Genomic DNA, 16,763 nt, shown 5'->3' on the forward strand with positions numbered 1-16,763 from the left:
GCTAGGAGGACTTAGACAGTGAGCGCGACCGCTGGTCAGGCCGACGGCGTACGCAGCCTGGCGGACCGGTTCGGCTTCGAGCCGAACATGGTGGTCATGGAGATGGGCTACGACGACGATGTCGACGAGGACCTCCGTGACGCCCTGACCGAACGCGTCGGCGATTTGGTCGACGAGGACACCGACGAGGTCGTCGACGCGGTGCTGTTGTGGTACCGCGACGGCGACGGAGACCTCTTCGAACTTCTGACCGACGCCCTGGGCCCCCTCGCCGACAACGGCGTGGTGTGGCTGCTGACCCCCAAGGCCGGCCGTGACGGCCACGTCGAACCGAGCGACATCAGCGAGTCCGCCCCCACGGCAGGCTTGCAGCAGACGTCGACGGTCAACGCCGGCAAGGACTGGACCGGGGCCCGCCTGGTCTCACCCAGGGGTGCGAAGAAGAAGTAGCTCACTGGATTCCCCAGCCCGACCGGCGTCCTCGCGACGCCGGTCCAGCTAGGGTTGTGCCCATGCCACTTCCCGTCGGCGCCGAAGCGCCCGACTTCACCCTGAAGGACCAGAACAACCAGGAGGTACGCCTACGGGACTTCCGCGGTCGCAAAGCGGTCCTGCTGGTGTTCTACCCCTTCACCTTCACCGGCGGCTGCCGGCGCGAACTGGCCGCCGTACGGGACAACCTGCCCGCCTTCCAGAACGAGCAGGTCCAGGTCCTGGCCGTCAGCGTCGACTCGGTCTACAGCCACAAGGTCTGGGCCGGCCAGGAAGGCTTCGACTTCCCGCTCCTGGCCGACTTCTGGCCCCACGGCGAGGTGGCCCGCGCCTACGACGTCTTCAACGACGGCGGAGGCATGGCCAACCGCGGCACCTTCGTCATCGACCAGGACGGCATCATCCAGTTCGCCGAGATGATCGGCCCCGGCGAGTCCCGCGACGTGAAAGCCTGGCTGGCCGCACTCGATAGCTGAAACCGGCCCAGGTACGATGACGGCTCCGGTGAACACCGGGCGCGTAGCTCAGTGGGAGAGCACTCGCCTTACAAGCGAGGGGTCGTAGGTTCGAAACCTACCGCGCCCACGAGTCGGGCATCCCCCTGTCCGCGGAAAGCGCGGACCGGGCCGACCCGTCATATCTGCTCCGGGGCCGAGCCCCGGAGACCCCGCGTTCCGTCCGGCTGCGGCTGGGTGGGTGGGGGTTCTTCGGCCTTCGGCCTTCAGTTTTTGGGTACGGCGTTCGGCCTGCCCTGGGATCGGACGTGGGCTTCCGGCTTGGCCGTTTGTTGCCTTCGGCCGGATCGGCCCTTTGCCTTGGTTACGTTTTCCTCGCCTTCGCTTTGACTTTCCCTCGACCGGGCCGGGCGCAGCCCGTCGCTTCGCCTTCGGCTTGGTCGTTTCCTGGGCCCGGCCCGGCTTGGCCGTCGCTTCGCTTCGGCTGGCCGTTCCCTCGGCCGGGCTGGCGGGGCGCGTCGCTTCGCCTTCGGGCGGCCTTTGCTTCGGTGTCGGCGCGGCCCCATCCCCTCGCCTTCGGCTGGGGCTGCCGCTCTGCTTTTGGTAGAACATCTAGCCCTTTGTTCGGCGGGGGCTGTTTCTTTGCTTTCGGCGGGGTCCTGCCCTTCGTCTGGTCGGGCCGGCCCCTTGGGTGGGCGGGCACGGCCTCCGCTTTGGGTCGTCCTTCTCGCCTTTCATCCCTTCAGGGCGTCGGGGATGGCTCGGCTCTTTTTCTTCTTCGGGGCGGCACTTGCCTTGGCGTGGGCGGGGCCTCTTTCCATCGCCTTGGGGTGGGCTCTGCTGTCGCCCTTGGTGGGGTCGTCGCGTCGACTTGGGTTGTCGTCTTTCGACGGTTGGGTGGGGTGGGGTTCTGGGTTGCGGTGGGAGGTGGGCTGGGGGTTTCGGGATTGGGCCTGAAGGGGTGGCGGGGTGTGGTTGCGTGGGGGAAAGGGTCTTTGGTGGGGGATGGGGGATTTGTGCGCGCTCGGCATGAGCTTGGGGTTGAGGGGGACCGGCGGTACTCGGTGATTTTGCCGGTGCGGCGGTGGCTGCTGGTGGAGAAAGTGCTTGATGACTACGAGAGCGTGGAAGGGGACCTTCTGGTTGATAGGAGTGCTGCGCATGCGGTTCGGGCGGGGGTGTACGGGGCGGATCTGCGGCCGCTTCCTGATGATCGGGTGGTCAGTGTCGAGCTGTCGGGGGTCGAGTGTCAGCTTGTGGCGGACTCGCTGGCTCATCGGGCGGCGGCGGCCGACACCGAGAGCCATGAGCACGGCATCGGGGTGAGTGGGTCGGAGATCTGGGATCTGTTGCGTGTGCTGGATGCCCAGCTCAAACGGGGGTGACGGCTTGTCGGATCACGGACCGTAAGGGTCTTGCGGCTGCTCGGGGCTGGGAGTCTGGCGTTCGTACGGCATCAAGCCATCGTGCGCCGAAGCCTGGAGGCATCTCCTCGATCGACGGGCGGTCATATGTCAGATCTGTCTCCTGATCTTTTTCAGCGTTGGTATCACTCCGATGAGGAGGACACCGACGACGAGGCCGTCTACCGGCCCGCGGATTTTCCGTTCCCGCCGCGGCGGGCGCCCCGGGAAAGCCTCGAGTTCCGGCCCGGTGGCGGCTACATCGAGTACGGGCCGGGGCCGGCCGACCGGTCGGCGCCGAGCCGGGGGAGCTGGGAGGCGGAGCGGGCGGACGCGGTACGGGTGCGTGCCGGCGCGGGGTCGCGCCTGCTGCACATCACGGCGCACGACGGGCAGGTGCTGAAGATCCGCAAGTGACCGACAGGAGATGAGTTTCCGTGGACGCCGACGAGATCATCGAAGCTCCCGAACGACGCCGCTGCGCCACCGAGGACGTCCACCGACGGCTGCTGAACGAGAGCATCAGTTACCGGGTGGCCCGGACCGACATCGAGAACCTCGCCTTCGCCTACGCGAGCGGCGAGAAACGCGACGACCGCACCGAGGTCGTGAACATCCCGGTCGTGGTGCACGTCGTCTACAACACCGAGGAGCAGAACGTCTCCAAGGAGCAGATCGACAGCCAGATCGCCGTCCTCAACGAGGACTACCGGGCGCTGAACCCGGACGTCAAGGACGTACCGCCGATCTGGCAGGGCCTCGTCGCCGACCTGAAGATCGAGTTCCACCTGGCCACCGTGGACCCCCAGGGCAACCCGACGGACGGCGTGACCCGCCGGCAGACGACGCGCACCTCCTTCGGCGGCAACGACACGGTCAAGTTCGCGGCGACCGGTGGCACGGACGCCTGGCCGAGCGACCGCTACCTCAACATGTGGGTCTGCCAGCTCAGCGCCGGCCTGCTCGGGTACGCCCAGTTCCCGGGCGGCCCGGCCGAGACCGACGGCGTCGTGATCACCCACACCGGCTTCGGCAAGACCGGTACGGCCCGGGCGCCGTTCGAGATGGGCCGCACCGCCACCCACGAGATCGGCCACTGGCTCAACCTGTTCCACATCGGCGGCGACGACGGCACCGGCTGCGGCGGCACCGACCTGGTGGCCGACACACCCAACCAGTCCGACCAGAACGTCGGCCGGCCCAAGTTCCCGCGCATCACCTGCGGCAACGGCCCCAACGGGGACATGTTCATGAACTACATGGACTACGTCGACGACGCCGCCATGTTCATGTTCACCAAGGGGCAACTCGAGCGCATCGACGCCTGCCTGGCCGGCCCCCGCCAGAGCCTGAAGGCCACCCCGCCCACGACGTGACGACCCCGGCCGCCGCACGTCGACCGGCCGCCGCACTCGGCACGGCGGCCGGGCTCGACAGTGGCTGCCGCGAAGGGGAGGGCCGGGCGCAACGGCGCGCCCGGCCTTCACCCGTCACATGGCGGTCTCGCCCTCAGCCGGGCCGCCGAGCGGCGCGTCGGAAACGGCCGTGGCGGTGGGCACGGCAGGCGGCGCGCTCCGGGCGGTCGCCGGGGCGGCCGGGTTGACCAGGGCCGCCGCGGCGGCCGGGGTGACCGGGGCGGCCTGGACGGCCGGTGTGGCTGGGGTGACCGGGGCAGCCGGTGTGGCTGGGGCGGCTTGGGTGGCCGGTGTGGCTGGGGTGACCGGGGCAGCCGGTGTGGCTGGGGCGGCTTGGGTGGCCGGTGTGGCTGGGGCGGCTGGGGTGGGGGCCGGGGAGTGCCAGCGGGCGCCGGGGGAGAGCTCGCCCAGGTGTTCCAGGCGGGCGCGGATGCCGCCGTTGCTGCGGCCGAACTCGGACATCAGGTCGCGGGGGCGGGCGCCCTCGCGGTAGCGGGTCAGGAGGCGGTCGTCGTCGTCCGGGGTCCAGCGGGTGCCCTGGTTGGGGTGGCGGCGCTCGGGCGGTGGGGCGTCGCGGGCCGAGGGTGAGGGCCGGGTCATGGCCAGCAGGCCGGCCAGGGTGGAGGTGAGCACGTCGGTCAGGCCGGGCAGGTCGGACGAGGCTATGCCGGCGCTGAGCTCGCTCACCACGTTGCCGTCGGTGTCGCTGCTGACGATGCAGAGGTCGAGGCGATCGTGCTCGGCGGGGAACGAGGTGACCTGGTACTCGGTGTCGCCCAGGACGAGGCGGCGGTCGAGGGTGATCGGTGCGGTTCGGAACGCGGTGTCATTCATGGCCGCGAAGTTAGACCCACCCCCTGACAGTTTCGGGTGATCACTCCAGGCGGGACGCCAGGACCTGTACGCCGGGGCCGTCCAGCTCGCCCAGGACGGTCCGCCGGCCGGTCATCGCCATCATCAGGGCCTCGGCCGGACCGGCCACCAGGTGACCGGCGCCGAAGGTCCAGTCCAGGTCGGACGCCGCGAAGAGCAGGCCGGCGAGCCAGGACTTGCGGGTGAAGCCGACCGGGCGGCCGGTGGTCAGGAAGTCCAGGGCGATCCGCAGCGAGTCCAGCGGCAGGCGGTGCGGCAGGCCCAGGGGGCGCCGGATGTCCTGTCCGTGCACCAGCAGGTCGGTGAGCTGGCCGGGGTAGCCGACCAGGGGCGGTTTGAAGTCGTTCTCGGCGTTGCGGCGCAGGCCCTCGGCGATCTCCTCGACCGGCAGCCGGCCGAGCGACTGGGCCAGCAGCGCGTTGGCCCGGTGCAGCCGGAAACCGGAGCGCACCATCGCCGACACGGTCGCCCCGCGTGGCGCCTCCACCGCGGCCAGCAGGTGGGCCGCCACCTCGCGGACCGTCCAGTCGCCGCAGAGGCTGCGCACCGCCAGCTGGGACGGGGTCAGCGACTCGAGCAGGTCGGCCGTGCGGCGTCTTTCCTGCGCTATCGCCTGGCGGACCGGCATCATTCGTACAGCTTCGCGGCGTACGCGGGCCCGTAGTACTCCTCCAGCGCCGCCATCGACGCCTGCGGCTGCTCGATCGTCTTGGCGATCACGGGACGGGACGGCGCGTCCGACGGCGACCACGAGGCCGGCTCCCACAGACGGGAGCGCAGGAACGCCTTCGAGCAGTGGTAGAAGACCTCTTCGATCTCCACGAGCAGCGCCATCTCGGGACGATGCCGGTGCACCACCATGCGGTCGAAGAGGTCGTCATCGCGTACGAGGCAAGCCCGCCCGTTGATCCTCAAGGTGTCGCCCCGGCCGGGGATCATGTAGATGAGCCCGACGTGCGGGTTGTCGACGATGTTGTGGAATCCGTCGGCGCGCCGGTTGCCGGACCGCTCGGGGATGGCGATCGTCGTCGGATCGAGCACGAGGGTGAAGCCGGGCGGATCGCCCTTGGGGGACACGTCCAGGTTGCCGTCGGAGTCCGATGTGGCCACCAGGCAGAACGGTGACGCCGCGAGCCAGTCGCGGTCGAGGTCGTGCAGCGCACGCCGCACCTTGGCCGCCACCCGGGGGATCGGCGTTCCGATGATCTCGCGAAGCTCGTCGTGCGTCGTGATCCGCTGCATGCCGACCACTCTAGGAAGACGCCCCAAGCCATTTACGGTAGTGGGACGCGAACGGCTCCCGGTCGAGCACCAGGGCCTCGTGCAGGGCGGCCGCGCCGGCCCGCGCGCCCGCCACGATCTCCGGCGGGTAGCCCAGCTCGTGGCGGTGCTGCTCGAACTCGTCCTCGTCCTCCACCTCGACCCGCCGGCCCCGGCGGTAGCGAACCAGGTCGATGTCGAGGTCGATCACGGTGATCTCGGCGGGGCCGGTCCAGCGGGCCGGCGTGATGATGTCGCAGTAGAGCTCGCGCCTGTCCGGCGCGGCCAGGAACATCGCCATCCACCAGGCCTCGGCCGGGATCAGCCGGACCGCGTCGACCCTGGTCACGCCGGTCGGGCGGCGGCCGTAGTGGTAAGTGACGACGGTGCCGCGGGGGGTGGACAGCCACGTGCCGAACTCGTCCTCGCCGAGCAGCCGCCCGGTCACCTGCCGATGCGGTCGCCCGTCGAACTTGCGCAGCACCAGATCGACCGCATCCACCCGGCGAGGCTACATCGATCCCCATCGGGGGACATGCCCGGCCGTCCCGCTCCGGCACGCCGCGTGATTCGTTTCAAGGCCGTGAAGGTCGTCATCGACGGCAGGTTCGTGCTCGACGAGGCGGATCTGCAGACGCGCCTGGCCGGAGCGTTCGGCTACGGACCCTTCTACGGACGTGATCTGGCCGCCCTCCGGGACCGGCTGACCGCCGGCGATCCGCGCCCGCTCGAGCTCACCTGGATCCACGCCGACGCCATCCGGCTGGCGCTGGGCGGCGCCGCCTTCCGGGCGTACCTGACGGTCTTTCAGGCGATCGAGGTGGCCGACGAGCGCAAGCCCTGGGACGAGCGCTTCATCTTCCGCCTGTTCGAATAACCGACTCGCACCCGAGCGCTTTCTCATGCCGCCACCCTCGCCACCGATTGCTGAGGGTGCCGGCGGGGAGAACCCACCGGCGGGCGGGCCCCGACCGGTTTCCCCCTGGCGATCGGGCCCGCCCGGACAACTCGAGCAGAAGGAGCGTCGATGGACCGCGAGCTCTACGTCGGCATCGACGCCACCAAGATCGTCGTCAGCGCGCACCCTCTCAAGGTCCGCACGGGCCGGGTCGCCCGGCACCGCGCCGGATCGGTGACGGAGATGCTGCCGGTGGCGCCGAGCGGGGCCACCCGCGAGGAGCGCACCGCGTTCGCCTGCCGCCTGAGCCTCCCGCTGGCCTTCCTGACCGCGCTGGCCGCCGCGGCCGGCGCGCCGTGGTTGCTGCCCGCCGTCGCCTCGGCCGCGACCCTCGCCACCGTCTGGCGCCGCCAGGCCCGCGCCGCCGCCGAGACCGAATTCGAGCTGCCCCACGACCCGGGGGCCCGGGTGTTGCTGGCCGCCGAGGAGCGGGCCGTCTTCCAGCGGGCCGTCCGGGTGGCGCGCCGCGTCCGCCGGGCCTGGCCGGCCCTGCCGGGCATGGTCGACGAGACGGCCGACCACTCGCTGACCGCTGCCCTCGACGACCTGGCCACGCTTCTCGTACGCCGTCAGGAGCTGCGCCGCCTGCGGGCCGGGCTCGCCGCCGTACCCGATCGGGACGTCCCCGCGGGCAGCCCCGCCCTGTCCGCCCTGTCCGAGCAGCGCGACCAGGCCGAGCGGCTGTGGCGCGAGGCCGGCCGGCAGGTCAACCGGATCCTGCGCGGCCTCGACCGGACCGCCCTGGCCCAGGAGTCGCTGCTGCGCGAGCGGCACATCGGCGAGACCGCCCGGCACGCCGAGCTGGCGCTGGCCGGTCTCGCCCCGGCCGCCCCGGCGGACCACTCGGAGCTCGCCGACCGCACGGACGCCGTGATCACGGCGTATCGAGAGCTGGCAGCAGGTCGAAATTGATCATCGCGCCCGCGGTCAGCCCGGCCGCGGCCGCGGAGATCACCTGGGCCATCGGGTCGGCCACGTTGCCCGCTACCCAGACTCCGGGAACCGCGGTGCGCCCCGAGGGGTCGATCGCGGGAACGTAGGTGCCGATGCCCATGGGGTGCTCCACGGGCTCGAGCCCGAGCTCTTCCAGGAATCCACCTCGCGCCTCCATCCGGGTCGTCACGACCAGGTAGTCACGTGCCACGAAGCTACCGTCCTTGAGCCGGACGCCACCGTCCTCCACAGCGGCCACGTCGTCCACAGCCAGCGGGACGACGTCCTTGCTCCACTGCTGCCAGAGGCGTACCTTCTCCGCGTCGCCGAACACGCCGATGGCCTGACCACGGACTTCGTAGCCGTGGCAGTAAGGGCAGTGCAAGACCATCGAGCCCCAGCGCTCGGCCAGGCCCGGAATGTCGGGCAGCCGGTCGGCGAGCCCGGTGGTGATCAGCAGCCGCTTCGCCCGGAAGGTCGCGCCGTCGGCGAGGCGAACCTCGAAGCCCGGCCGGACCGAGGTCACCGACCCCTCGATCACCTCGCCGCCGTATTTGCGGACCTCGGCCCGGCCCGCCGCGTGGAACTCGGCCGGGGTCATCCCGTCGCGGGTCAGGAAGTTGTGGATGCCGTCGGCCGGCGCGTTCCGCGGCTCGCCCGAGTCGATCACCAGTACCGAGCGCAACGCCCGTCCCAGGGCCACCGCGCCGCTCAGGCCGGCCGGCCCGCCGCCGATAACAATCACGTCGTAAGTCATGGCCCGATGGTGGCCCCACCATGCCGAAATGCGGAAACATCTTTGCCATGACGGCAAACGACGACGTCCTCAAGGAGGTCGGCCCCCGGCTGCGGCAGCTGCGCCGGAAGGCCGGGATCACGCTGACCGCGCTCGCCGAGACCACCGGCATCTCGGTCAGCACCCTGTCGCGCCTCGAGTCGGGTCAGCGCAAGGCCACCCTCGAACTGCTGCTGCCGCTGGCCCGCGCCTACCGGGTGCCCCTCGACGAGATGGTCGGCGCGCCGCCCACCGGCGATCCCCGGGTCTACGCGCGGCCGATCAGCGCGTTCGGCCAGACGATCGTGCCGCTCTCCCGGCAGCCCGGCGGCCCGCAGGCGTTCAAGCACCTCATCCCGGCCGGCGCCCGGCAGGATCCGGACCCCAAGACCCACGAGGGGTACGAATGGCTCTACATCCTCAGCGGCCGGCTGCGGCTGATCCTCGGCGAGCACGACCTCGTCCTGCCGCCGGGTGAGGCGGCCGAGTTCGACACCCGGGTGCCGCACTGGTTCGGCAGCGCCGACGGCCAGGCCGTCGAGTTCCTGACGATCTTCGATCGGCAGGGCGCCCGGATCCACGTTCGTGCCAAATCGCGAAACCACCCCCACGAGTGACTTTCTCCGCCCTCGTCACGGGACTAGGGTGGTTAGCCATCGTGTTCATGTGCTGCGACGGGTGGTGGACAGTTGTCTGGGGACCGTGACGTGCCGCTCGGGGAGCGTGCCGAGCGCGTCCACCAGCAGGTTCTGCACGACCTCGGCGTCGGGCAGCCACCACTGTGCCTGCTCCGGCGGCACGGCCCACCGCACCGGCCCCTCGGTCATCCGGCTCGGCGCGGCCGGCACCCACGATCCGGTCCCGTGGCGGACGACGTCCAGCCGATGCTCCAGTTCGGCCCGCAGAGGCACCCCGGCCCGCACGAGGAACATCCACCGCCCGGCCGCCGTCACCGCGACCGGGCCGCGAGCGTCCGCCCGCTCCACTCCCAGCACCCCGGTGTGCAGCCGCGCCGTGCCCAGCACCCGCAGTCCGAGCGCCGCCGGCACTTCCAGCACGTCGAACAGCCGCCCGGTCGCCAGCAGCACGCTGTGCGGCCGATGCCGCCACCACGCCCGCACCTGGGCCGGGTCGGCGCTCGCGCTGTCCTCCCACGACTCCAGCGCGGGATGGCCGGCCATGATCGGGCATCCGGGGCGTCCACAGGTGAACCGGTGCCCGACGAGGCGGGCGCCGGGGGTGACCGCCCAGCCGTGCTCGGCGTACCGCAGAGCGGCCCGCCGCAGGCGTCCCCGATCGACGAGATCGAGCAACGCCGGTGGTACGAACGGCCGACTGACGGTCCACTGCATGGCTCGATAACCCCCGATCTGGGTGGGCCGGCGCCATATCAGCTCCGTCTGCCGTATCCAAGCGCGACACGCATCGTTGTTTCCGGCAGATCCACCCTTTGCAAGTTGCAACGAAAACTACGAGCATCGGTGAGCAGGCGATCACACACGCTGTGCGACATGAGCACACGTGGGGGGTCCACACTGCAGATGACACAAGGGCTCGCCGGCGGGGGTCGCCGGGTGAGCCGGGGGAGGCACCGTGGACGAGCTGCCGATCGGCCGCCGCGTCGCCTATTGGCGCGGCCGGCGCAAGATGTCCCAACAGGTCTTCGCTGACCGGTTGGGCAAGTCCAAGAGCTGGGTCGACAAGGTGGAACGAGGCGTCCGCCGGCTCGACAAGTTCTCCGTCGTCTACGAGATCGCCGACGTTCTGCAGGTGGACGTCCAGCTGCTGCTGGGCAAGGACGTGGAACGGCGCCCGGAGACCCAGAACTGCATCGACCAGGTCGAAGTGGAGGAGATCCGCGCCGCCCTGGAGCGTTACGACCAGATGAGCGCGTTCTTCCAGGCGGTGCCCCACTCGCCGCCGCTGGTCGAGATGCGCAAGGCGGTCAGCCACGCCTGGCTCACCTATCAGCACGCGAAGTACGGCGTCCTGGCCAGGATGCTGCCCAAGCTGCTGCGCGACGCCCAGGCGGCGGACAGCGCCTACGCCACCGGCACGGAGGCCAAGGACGCGGCCCACCTGCTCGGGCAGGTCTACCAGATCGCCTCGTCGGCGCTGCGCAAGGTGGGGGAGCACGAGCTCTCCTGGCTGGCGGCCGACCGGTCGATCGCGGTGTCCCAGCGGGCCGGCGACCAGCTCCTGGCCGGGCTGGCGTCGTACCGGGTGGGCAGCGCGCTGCTGGCGCTCGGCCGGGTCCGTCCCGCGCTCGAGGTCAACGTCAACATCGCGAACCGCCTGGCGCCGAGCTTCGACCGTCCGCAAGGGCAGGGCGAGAGGCTTTCGGTGTACGGGATGTTGCTGCTCAACGGCGCGATGGCGGCCGCGCGGATCGGCGACAGCGCGACCGTGCGCGACCTGCTCTGCGGCGCCGAGCAGGCGTCGCTCGAGCTGGGCGGCGACTTCAACCACTACTGGACGAGCTTCGGGCCGACCAACGTGCAGCTGCACCGCTGCGCCACGGCGGTCGAGCTGGGCGACGGCCGTACCGCGGTCGAGGCCCATGAAAAGCTGGACATCGTCGGCTTCAACGCCATGTTGCCGGAGCGCCGCGCGCACCACTTCCTGGACATCGCGCGCGGCTACACCCAGATCGGCAACATCGACAAGGCCAGCGAGATGCTCCTGGAGGGCGACCGGCTCGCCCCGTCGGAGATCCGCTGCCGTCCGCTCGCCCACGAGGTCCTTTCCGACGTGCTCCGCCGGACGCGGGGCACGCCACCGGCTCCGATCGCGGAGCTGGCCGAGCAGATGGGAGTCGGCGTATGAGGGCGGTCCGCAGGTGACGATCGGCAACCCCGCACCCGGCGTGCTGTACGTCCTGGTCTGTGGTTCTCCCATGGCGCGCGACGTCGGCATCTTGGTCACCCTGGCCCAGCAGGAAGGCTGGGAGGTCTGCGTGATCACCACGCCCGACGGCCGCAAGTTCGTCGACGTGGAAGCGCTCCAGGCACAGACCGGCCACCCCGTGCGCACCTACTACAAGAGTCCCGGCGACCCGGACGTGCTGCCTGAGGCGGACGCGATGATCGTCGCGCCCGCCACGGTCAACACCGTCAACAAGTGGGCCGTCGGCATCACCGACACGCTCGTTCTCGGCCTGCTCGTCGAGGGCTACGGCTATGGCGTGCCGACGGCCGTCGTTCCGTACACCAATAAGGTCATGGCCCTTCATCCCGCCCTGCACGAGAGCCTGGCGAAACTCCGTGACTGGGGCGTGCACGTGCTGTACGGCGAGGACGTGTGCCGGCTCGGCGGACCCGGCCAGACCGATCGTTACCGTGGGCAGTTCCCGTGGCGGCGGGCGCTCCAGGCGGTCAGCAATCCGGTGACGATGAGCAGCAGCCGGGCCGAGCCCGGCGCGGTGGGCTGAGCTACCGGCTCCCTCGGCCCCTCCGGCCCGATAGAGTTGTCGGCCGTGACCGACACTGCCGCCATACCCACCGTCCGGGACGTCATCGACGCGCTCGACCGGCGTTATCCCCGCGAGTGGGCGGAGTCCTGGGACCGGGTCGGCATGGTGCTGGGCGACTTCGCCCACCCGGTCCGGCGGGTCCTCTGCGTCGTCGACTGCGTGCCCGAGACGGTGGAAGAGGCGATCTCGGTGGGAGCCGATCTGATCGTCGCCCACCATCCGCTGCTGCTCAAGCCGGTGTCGACGCTCGCGCCGGACACGTACAAGGGCCGCATCATCCACCGGCTGATCCGGTCGGACGTGGCCCTCTACGTCGCGCACACGAACGCCGACGTGGCCAATCCTGGTGTTTCGGACGCGCTGGCTTCACTTCTCGGTTTGCGGGATCTCAGACCGTTGGTTCCTGGTGATGACGGACGCGGCCTGGGCCGGATCGGCGTGCTGGACCCCCCGATGGATTTGTCGGAACTAACGGGATTTGTCGCATCACGGCTTCCGGCGACGGCGGCGGGCGTGCGGTCGGCCGGAGATCCTTCATTGGTCGTACGGACCCTGGCCGTCTGCGGTGGCGCGGGTGACACCTTCCTGGCCGACGCCGCGCGGGCCGGCGTGGACGCGTACCTTTGCGCTGATCTTCGTCACCACCCGGCGAGCGAACACGTCGCCGGGGAAGGCCCGGCGCTGATCGACGTCGCCCACTGGGCGACGGAACGTCCCTGGCTCGACGACGTCGCGGCGTGGCTGCGCGGCGAGTTCGGCTTCGACGTCGTCGTGTCCGACCTGGACACCGACCCCTGGACCCTTTTCCGAAAGAAGGAGCCCCTGCCGTGAAGGCCTCCCCGGATGCCCAGCGCCGCCTGCTCGACCTGCAGGCCGTCGACACCGCCCTGGCCCAGCTCGCCCACCGGCGCAAGACGCTGCCCGAGCTCGCCGAGATCGACGCGGTGTCGCGGGAGCTCTCCGCGCTGGAGGACGAGCGGGTCCGCGCCCAGGTCGCCGTGGACGACCTCGAGCGCGACATCAGCCGCTTCGAGAAAGACATCGAGCAGGTACGCATCCGCAAGGAGCGCGACCAGAAGAGGCTCGACGCCGGCGGCGCCCTCAAGGAGATCGAGGGCCTTCAGCACGAACTGGCCACCCTCAACCGGCGCCAGTCCGAGCTCGAGGACGCCGAGCTCGAGCTGATGGAGCAGAAGGAGTCGGCCGAGTCCGCGCTGACGGCGGTCCGCGAACGTCTCGACGCCGCCCTGGCCCGCCGCTCCGAGGCCGAGGCCCGCCGCGACGAGACGCTGGCCGACATCACCAAGGAGCAGGAGTTCAAGCAGTCGTCGCGGGCCCCGCTCGCCGCCGACCTGCCGGCCGACCTGGTCACCCTCTACGACAAGATCCGCCTCGACTCGGGTCTCGGCGCGGCCCTGTTCCAGTCGGGCCGCTGCGGCGGCTGCCGCATCGAGCTGTACGGCGCCGACCTGGCCCGGGTCAAGGCGGCGGCGCCCGACGAGGTCGTCCGCTGCGAGGAGTGCCGCCGCATCATGGTCCGCACCAAGGAGTCCGGCCTGTGAGCCTGCGCGTCGCGATCGAGGCCGACGGCGGCTCCCGGGGCAACCCCGGCCCGGCCGGGTACGGCTCGGTGGTCCGCGCCCACCCGACGGGCGAGGTGCTGGTCGAGCGGTACGGCGCGCTGGGCGTGACCACGAACAACGTGGCCGAGTACACGGGCCTGATCGAGGGGCTGAAGGCGGCCCGCGAGCTGAACGCCACCGAGGTCGACGTCCGGATGGACTCGAAACTGGTGGTCGAGCAGATGTCCGGCCGCTGGCAGATCAAGAACGCGGGCCTGCGCCCCCTGGCCGCCGCCGCGGCGGCCCTGGTCACCGAGTTCGACCGGGTGACCTTCGAGTGGATCCCGCGCGAGCGCAACAAGGCGGCCGACGCCCTGGCCAACCGGGCCATGGACGAGGCCGCCGGCAAGCCGGTCCGCGAGGTCCTGGCCGAGGATCTGGTCGCCCCCACCGCGCCCGTCGTCGAGCCGGACATTTCCGATTCTTCTCCCTTTTCCGGCGCGCCGGGTCCTCGCTCGTGGGCGCCGCCGTCGCTGGACAACGCGACCCGGCTCATCCTGGTCCGCCACGGCGAGACGGCCCTGACCAAGCAGGGTCGCTACTCCGGCCGGGGCGACGTGCCCCTCTCCGACGAGGGCGAGGCCCAGGCCATGGCCGCCGGCGGCCGGGTGGCCGGCATCTCCCGCGACGTCACGGCCATCGTCAGCTCACCGCTGAGCCGCTGCGTGCGTACGGCCGAACTCATCGCGGCCGAGGTGGGCGGCGTCCCCGTGACGGTGGTCCCCGACCTGATCGAGTGCGACTTCGGCGACTGGGAGGGCCTGACCTTCGCCGAGGTCAACGAGCGCTGGCCGGCCGAGATGGCCGCGTGGCTGGAGAAGACGAGCGTGGCCCCACCCGGAGGCGAGTCCTTCCAGGCGGTGGCCAAGCGGGTACGGGGAGCCCTCCAGACCGTCCTCGACTCGTACCCCGGCGGCGTGGTCGTCCTGGTCTCCCACGTCACCCCGATCAAACTGATCCTGCGCGACGCCCTGGCCGCCTCGGACGCCTTCCTCCACCGCCTGTTCCTCGACGCCGCCGGCGTCTCCACCATGGACATCTGGCCCGACGGCAACATCGCGGTCCGCTCGGTCAACGAGACGGCCCACCTCCGCTGACGCCTCCCGGCGTGACGTGGCGGCGTCGCCCGGGACTGGCGCTCATGGTGCGGACGCTGCACCGATGAGCGCCTGGCCGATCGACAAGTTGACCGCGCTGCGGCTCGGAAGGCGGCTTGCCGCGGAGGTACCGGGGTCGGGGCCGGGGCGGCGGGCATTCGTCACCGTCATCCCCTGGCCGCTGAGGCGGACCTGGTCGCCCGGCGGGAGGGGTGGACGCGGGCTGACCGTGAGCGGCGATTTCGGGTGGCGCACTGGGACTACGCGGCCGACATGCTCGAGGGCTGGGACTACGACGTCGGCGCCCACCGCGTACGGGAAGAAGAAGTGGAAGGCGAAGCCGCGCTCTCGGCGCTGATCGATCGGTGGGGACTCAAGGCCGGCGTTTTTCGCTACGCGTGGGACACGGCTGATCCACGGTAGTTGTTCAGGAAGGGTTTCGTCCGGAACTGGGGCTAGCGTGCGGGCATGGCGGAATTTGAGGGGGACCTGCGCGGCTCCCGGTTCGAGCGGGCCGATCTGGCCGGCAGTCGCTTTCGGGACGTGAACTTCCATGACGTCGTGATGCGAGGTGTGTATCTCGGCCGGGTCGACATCGACGGGGAGATCGAGAGTCTGCGGATCAACGGGGTGGACGTTGTTCCGTACGTACAGGCCGAAATGGATCGTCGTGACCCCGAGCGGGTCAAGATGCGGCCGACGGAGCCGGCCGGATTTCGGGAGGCCTGGGATCTTGTCGAGGCGCGGTGGGCTGAGACGGTGGAGCGGGCGCGGCGGCTGCCCGAGGCGATGCTGCACGAGTCCGTGGACGGGGAATGGTCGTTCATCGAGACGTTGCGGCATCTGGCCTTCGCCGAGGAGTCGTGGGTGTCGCGGGCCATCCTGGGTGAGCCCTCGCCGTGGCATCCGCTTTCGCTGCCGTGGGACGGCATGGACGACACGCCCGGTGTTCCGCGTGATCGGGCGGCCCGGCCCGCCCTCGACGAGGCGCTCGCCCTCCGGCTCGACCGGATGGCCACCGTGCGGCGGGTCCTCGACGGCCTGACCGACGAGCTGCTGGCCGCCGACACCAAACCCGTCGACGGCCTAGGCTGGCCGCCGCCGGCGAAGACCTTTCCCGTACGGGATTGCCTGCTCACCGTGCTGAACGAGGAGTGGGAGCATCGCCGCTTCGCGGAACGCGACCTGGCTGTGCTGGAATCACGGGTATGAACGAATCTCGACCGGTTGCTCTGGTCACCGGCGTCGGCCGTACGGTCGGGATCGGCGCCGGCATCGCCCGGCAGCTCGCCTCCTCGGGGTGGGATGTCGCCTTCACGTACTGGCACGCGTACGACGACCGCATGCCCTGGGGTCCCGAAGCCGGCGCGACGAAAGCCATCGCCGACGGGCTGGCCGGCCGCAGCGCCGCCATCGAGGCCGACCTGACCGAGGTGGCGGCGCCGGCCGCGATCTACGACGAGGCCGAGCAGCGCCTCGGACCGGTGACGGCCCTGGTCATGTGCCACTGCGAGTCGGTCAACTCCGGCCTGCTCGACACCACCGTGGAAAGCTTCGACCGTCACTTCGCGGTCAACGCCCGCGCCACCTGGCTCCTCATCCGGGAACACGCGCGGCGCTTCCAAGGTGCGCCCGGCACGGGCCGGATCATCGCCCTGACCAGTGACGCCACTGCGGGCAATCTGCCGTACGGCGCGAGCAAGGGCGCCCTCGACCGGATCACCCTGGCCGCCGCGCGGGAGCTGTCCCACCTGCGCATCACCGCGAACGTCATCAATCCGGGCCCGATCGACACCGGTTGGATGTCCGGCGACCTCCAGGAGATGGTCGTCCGCGAGACCCCGATGGGCCGCCTGGGAACTCCGCAGGACACGGCCCACCTGGTCGACTTCCTGTGCTCGCCGCGGGGTGGTTGGATCAACGGCCAGCTGCTGATGAGCAACGGCGGGTTCGCCTGAGGGTTTCCTTCATTCACGTCCAGCGGCCGGACGCCCGCCGACGACCGGCC

General features: G+C 70.7%; 22 protein-coding genes and 1 tRNA gene. 17 read left to right on the top strand and 6 right to left on the bottom strand.

The window, feature by feature from the left end:
* The first annotated feature begins 18 nt into the window (after nucleotides 1–18).
* The 6 genes from AB0C26_RS25530 to AB0C26_RS25555 all read left to right on the top strand — a co-directional run bounded on the left by AB0C26_RS25530 (nucleotide 19) and on the right by AB0C26_RS25555 (nucleotide 3,726).
* Nucleotides 19–450 (top strand): DUF3052 domain-containing protein, encoded by a 432-nt coding sequence (locus tag AB0C26_RS25530; RefSeq protein ID WP_360252291.1) that lies wholly within the window; start codon nucleotides 19–21, stop codon nucleotides 448–450.
* A gap of 62 nt (nucleotides 451–512) precedes the next feature.
* Complete coding sequence (locus AB0C26_RS25535; protein ID WP_360252294.1) at nucleotides 513–968, top strand: peroxiredoxin; 456 nt, start codon at nucleotides 513–515, stop codon at nucleotides 966–968.
* Nucleotides 969–1,005: 37 nt separating this feature from the next.
* Nucleotides 1,006–1,077: transfer RNA gene (locus AB0C26_RS25540), tRNA-Val, on the top strand.
* 934 nt (nucleotides 1,078–2,011) lie between these two features.
* Nucleotides 2,012–2,332, top strand: coding sequence for a hypothetical protein (locus tag AB0C26_RS25545; RefSeq protein WP_360252297.1), 321 nt, complete (start codon nucleotides 2,012–2,014; stop codon nucleotides 2,330–2,332).
* Between the two features lie 126 nt (nucleotides 2,333–2,458).
* Nucleotides 2,459–2,767: a hypothetical protein gene (locus tag AB0C26_RS25550; RefSeq protein WP_360252300.1), complete on the top strand. Its 309-nt coding sequence runs from the start codon at nucleotides 2,459–2,461 to the stop codon at nucleotides 2,765–2,767.
* A 20-nt stretch (nucleotides 2,768–2,787) separates the two neighbouring features.
* Nucleotides 2,788–3,726, top strand: coding sequence for a zinc metalloprotease (locus AB0C26_RS25555; protein ID WP_360252302.1), 939 nt, complete (start codon nucleotides 2,788–2,790; stop codon nucleotides 3,724–3,726).
* Nucleotides 3,727–3,840: 114 nt separating this feature from the next.
* On the opposite strand, the gene AB0C26_RS25560 is transcribed toward AB0C26_RS25555, so the two are convergent.
* The 4 genes from AB0C26_RS25560 to AB0C26_RS25575 are packed head-to-tail and all read right to left on the bottom strand — an operon-like array spanning nucleotide 3,841 to nucleotide 6,400.
* Nucleotides 3,841–4,599, bottom strand: a complete 759-nt coding sequence (locus tag AB0C26_RS25560; RefSeq protein ID WP_360252304.1) for a hypothetical protein — start codon at nucleotides 4,597–4,599, stop codon at nucleotides 3,841–3,843.
* Between the two features lie 40 nt (nucleotides 4,600–4,639).
* Nucleotides 4,640–5,269 (bottom strand): maleylpyruvate isomerase family mycothiol-dependent enzyme, encoded by a 630-nt coding sequence (locus tag AB0C26_RS25565; RefSeq protein WP_360252305.1) that lies wholly within the window; start codon nucleotides 5,267–5,269, stop codon nucleotides 4,640–4,642.
* Nucleotides 5,266–5,880, bottom strand: coding sequence for a pyridoxamine 5'-phosphate oxidase family protein (locus tag AB0C26_RS25570; protein WP_360252308.1), 615 nt, complete (start codon nucleotides 5,878–5,880; stop codon nucleotides 5,266–5,268). Before AB0C26_RS25570 ends, AB0C26_RS25565 begins: the two co-directional genes overlap by 4 nt.
* Nucleotides 5,881–5,890: 10 nt before the next feature.
* Nucleotides 5,891–6,400: a DUF402 domain-containing protein gene (locus AB0C26_RS25575; protein ID WP_360252310.1), complete on the bottom strand. Its 510-nt coding sequence runs from the start codon at nucleotides 6,398–6,400 to the stop codon at nucleotides 5,891–5,893.
* Nucleotides 6,401–6,463: 63 nt separating this feature from the next.
* Here AB0C26_RS25575 and AB0C26_RS25580 point away from each other — a divergent pair, with 63 nt between their 5' ends.
* Nucleotides 6,464–6,775 carry a barstar family protein gene (locus AB0C26_RS25580; protein ID WP_360252312.1) on the top strand — a complete coding sequence of 104 codons (312 nt, stop codon included), beginning with the start codon at nucleotides 6,464–6,466 and terminating at the stop codon, nucleotides 6,773–6,775.
* 150 nt (nucleotides 6,776–6,925) lie between these two features.
* Nucleotides 6,926–7,768, top strand: coding sequence for a hypothetical protein (locus AB0C26_RS25585; protein ID WP_360252314.1), 843 nt, complete (start codon nucleotides 6,926–6,928; stop codon nucleotides 7,766–7,768).
* Here AB0C26_RS25585 and AB0C26_RS25590 read toward each other — a convergent pair.
* Nucleotides 7,731–8,546 carry an NAD(P)/FAD-dependent oxidoreductase gene (locus AB0C26_RS25590; protein WP_360252316.1) on the bottom strand — a complete coding sequence of 272 codons (816 nt, stop codon included), beginning with the start codon at nucleotides 8,544–8,546 and terminating at the stop codon, nucleotides 7,731–7,733. The genes AB0C26_RS25585 and AB0C26_RS25590 overlap by 38 nt on opposite strands.
* Nucleotides 8,547–8,593: 47 nt before the next feature.
* On the opposite strand from AB0C26_RS25590, the gene AB0C26_RS25595 reads away from it, so the two are divergent.
* Entirely contained in the window at nucleotides 8,594–9,181 is a 588-nt protein-coding gene (locus tag AB0C26_RS25595; protein ID WP_360252318.1) for an XRE family transcriptional regulator, read from the top strand.
* A gap of 45 nt (nucleotides 9,182–9,226) precedes the next feature.
* Here AB0C26_RS25595 and AB0C26_RS25600 read toward each other — a convergent pair whose 3' ends face one another.
* The gene (locus tag AB0C26_RS25600; RefSeq protein WP_360252319.1) at nucleotides 9,227–9,916 is read right to left on the bottom strand and encodes a bifunctional DNA primase/polymerase; all 690 of its coding nucleotides are present in this window, start codon (nucleotides 9,914–9,916) and stop codon (nucleotides 9,227–9,229) included.
* 241 nt (nucleotides 9,917–10,157) lie between these two features.
* Here AB0C26_RS25600 and AB0C26_RS25605 point away from each other — a divergent pair, with 241 nt between their 5' ends.
* From AB0C26_RS25605 to AB0C26_RS25640, 8 genes are all read left to right on the top strand, one after another.
* Nucleotides 10,158–11,390 (top strand): helix-turn-helix domain-containing protein, encoded by a 1,233-nt coding sequence (locus AB0C26_RS25605; RefSeq protein WP_360252321.1) that lies wholly within the window; start codon nucleotides 10,158–10,160, stop codon nucleotides 11,388–11,390.
* Between the two features lie 13 nt (nucleotides 11,391–11,403).
* Nucleotides 11,404–11,994, top strand: coding sequence for a flavoprotein (locus AB0C26_RS25610; protein WP_360252324.1), 591 nt, complete (start codon nucleotides 11,404–11,406; stop codon nucleotides 11,992–11,994).
* A gap of 45 nt (nucleotides 11,995–12,039) precedes the next feature.
* The gene (locus AB0C26_RS25615) at nucleotides 12,040–12,867 is read left to right on the top strand and encodes a Nif3-like dinuclear metal center hexameric protein (RefSeq protein WP_360252327.1); all 828 of its coding nucleotides are present in this window, start codon (nucleotides 12,040–12,042) and stop codon (nucleotides 12,865–12,867) included.
* On the top strand, nucleotides 12,864–13,598 hold the full coding sequence (locus AB0C26_RS25620) for a C4-type zinc ribbon domain-containing protein (RefSeq protein ID WP_360252329.1): 735 nt from the start codon (nucleotides 12,864–12,866) through the stop codon (nucleotides 13,596–13,598). The genes AB0C26_RS25615 and AB0C26_RS25620 overlap by 4 nt, the downstream gene beginning before the upstream one ends.
* The gene (locus tag AB0C26_RS25625; protein ID WP_360252332.1) at nucleotides 13,595–14,755 is read left to right on the top strand and encodes a bifunctional RNase H/acid phosphatase; all 1,161 of its coding nucleotides are present in this window, start codon (nucleotides 13,595–13,597) and stop codon (nucleotides 14,753–14,755) included. The genes AB0C26_RS25620 and AB0C26_RS25625 overlap by 4 nt, the downstream gene beginning before the upstream one ends.
* A 246-nt stretch (nucleotides 14,756–15,001) precedes the next feature.
* Nucleotides 15,002–15,178 (top strand): hypothetical protein, encoded by a 177-nt coding sequence (locus AB0C26_RS25630; RefSeq protein ID WP_360252335.1) that lies wholly within the window; start codon nucleotides 15,002–15,004, stop codon nucleotides 15,176–15,178.
* Nucleotides 15,179–15,223: 45 nt separating this feature from the next.
* Nucleotides 15,224–15,967, top strand: coding sequence for a DinB family protein (locus AB0C26_RS25635; protein WP_360252338.1), 744 nt, complete (start codon nucleotides 15,224–15,226; stop codon nucleotides 15,965–15,967).
* The gene (locus AB0C26_RS25640; protein WP_360252341.1) at nucleotides 15,964–16,713 is read left to right on the top strand and encodes an SDR family oxidoreductase; all 750 of its coding nucleotides are present in this window, start codon (nucleotides 15,964–15,966) and stop codon (nucleotides 16,711–16,713) included. The genes AB0C26_RS25635 and AB0C26_RS25640 overlap by 4 nt, the downstream gene beginning before the upstream one ends.
* Nucleotides 16,714–16,763 lie beyond the last annotated feature (50 nt).

It is taken from the genome of Actinoplanes sp. NPDC048796 (assembly GCF_040650035.1).
In the GTDB taxonomy this organism is placed as follows: Bacteria; Actinomycetota; Actinomycetes; order Mycobacteriales; family Micromonosporaceae; genus Actinoplanes.

Bases quoted from the DNA above. Each gene is read 5' to 3' on its own strand.
- AB0C26_RS25590 (WP_360252316.1), bottom strand. From the start codon at position 8,546: ATGACTTACGACGTGATTGTTATCGGCGGCGGGCCGGCCGGCCTGAGC.
- AB0C26_RS25535 (WP_360252294.1), top strand. From the start codon at position 513: ATGCCACTTCCCGTCGGCGCCGAAGCGCCCGACTTCACCCTGAAGGAC.
- AB0C26_RS25600 (WP_360252319.1), bottom strand. From the start codon at position 9,916: ATGCAGTGGACCGTCAGTCGGCCGTTCGTACCACCGGCGTTGCTCGAT.
- AB0C26_RS25640 (WP_360252341.1), top strand. From the start codon at position 15,964: ATGAACGAATCTCGACCGGTTGCTCTGGTCACCGGCGTCGGCCGTACG.
- AB0C26_RS25585 (WP_360252314.1), top strand. From the start codon at position 6,926: ATGGACCGCGAGCTCTACGTCGGCATCGACGCCACCAAGATCGTCGTC.
- AB0C26_RS25560 (WP_360252304.1), bottom strand. From the start codon at position 4,599: ATGAATGACACCGCGTTCCGAACCGCACCGATCACCCTCGACCGCCGC.
- AB0C26_RS25635 (WP_360252338.1), top strand. From the start codon at position 15,224: ATGGCGGAATTTGAGGGGGACCTGCGCGGCTCCCGGTTCGAGCGGGCC.
- AB0C26_RS25550 (WP_360252300.1), top strand. From the start codon at position 2,459: ATGTCAGATCTGTCTCCTGATCTTTTTCAGCGTTGGTATCACTCCGAT.
- AB0C26_RS25570 (WP_360252308.1), bottom strand. From the start codon at position 5,880: ATGCAGCGGATCACGACGCACGACGAGCTTCGCGAGATCATCGGAACG.
- AB0C26_RS25595 (WP_360252318.1), top strand. From the start codon at position 8,594: ATGACGGCAAACGACGACGTCCTCAAGGAGGTCGGCCCCCGGCTGCGG.
- AB0C26_RS25565 (WP_360252305.1), bottom strand. From the start codon at position 5,269: ATGATGCCGGTCCGCCAGGCGATAGCGCAGGAAAGACGCCGCACGGCC.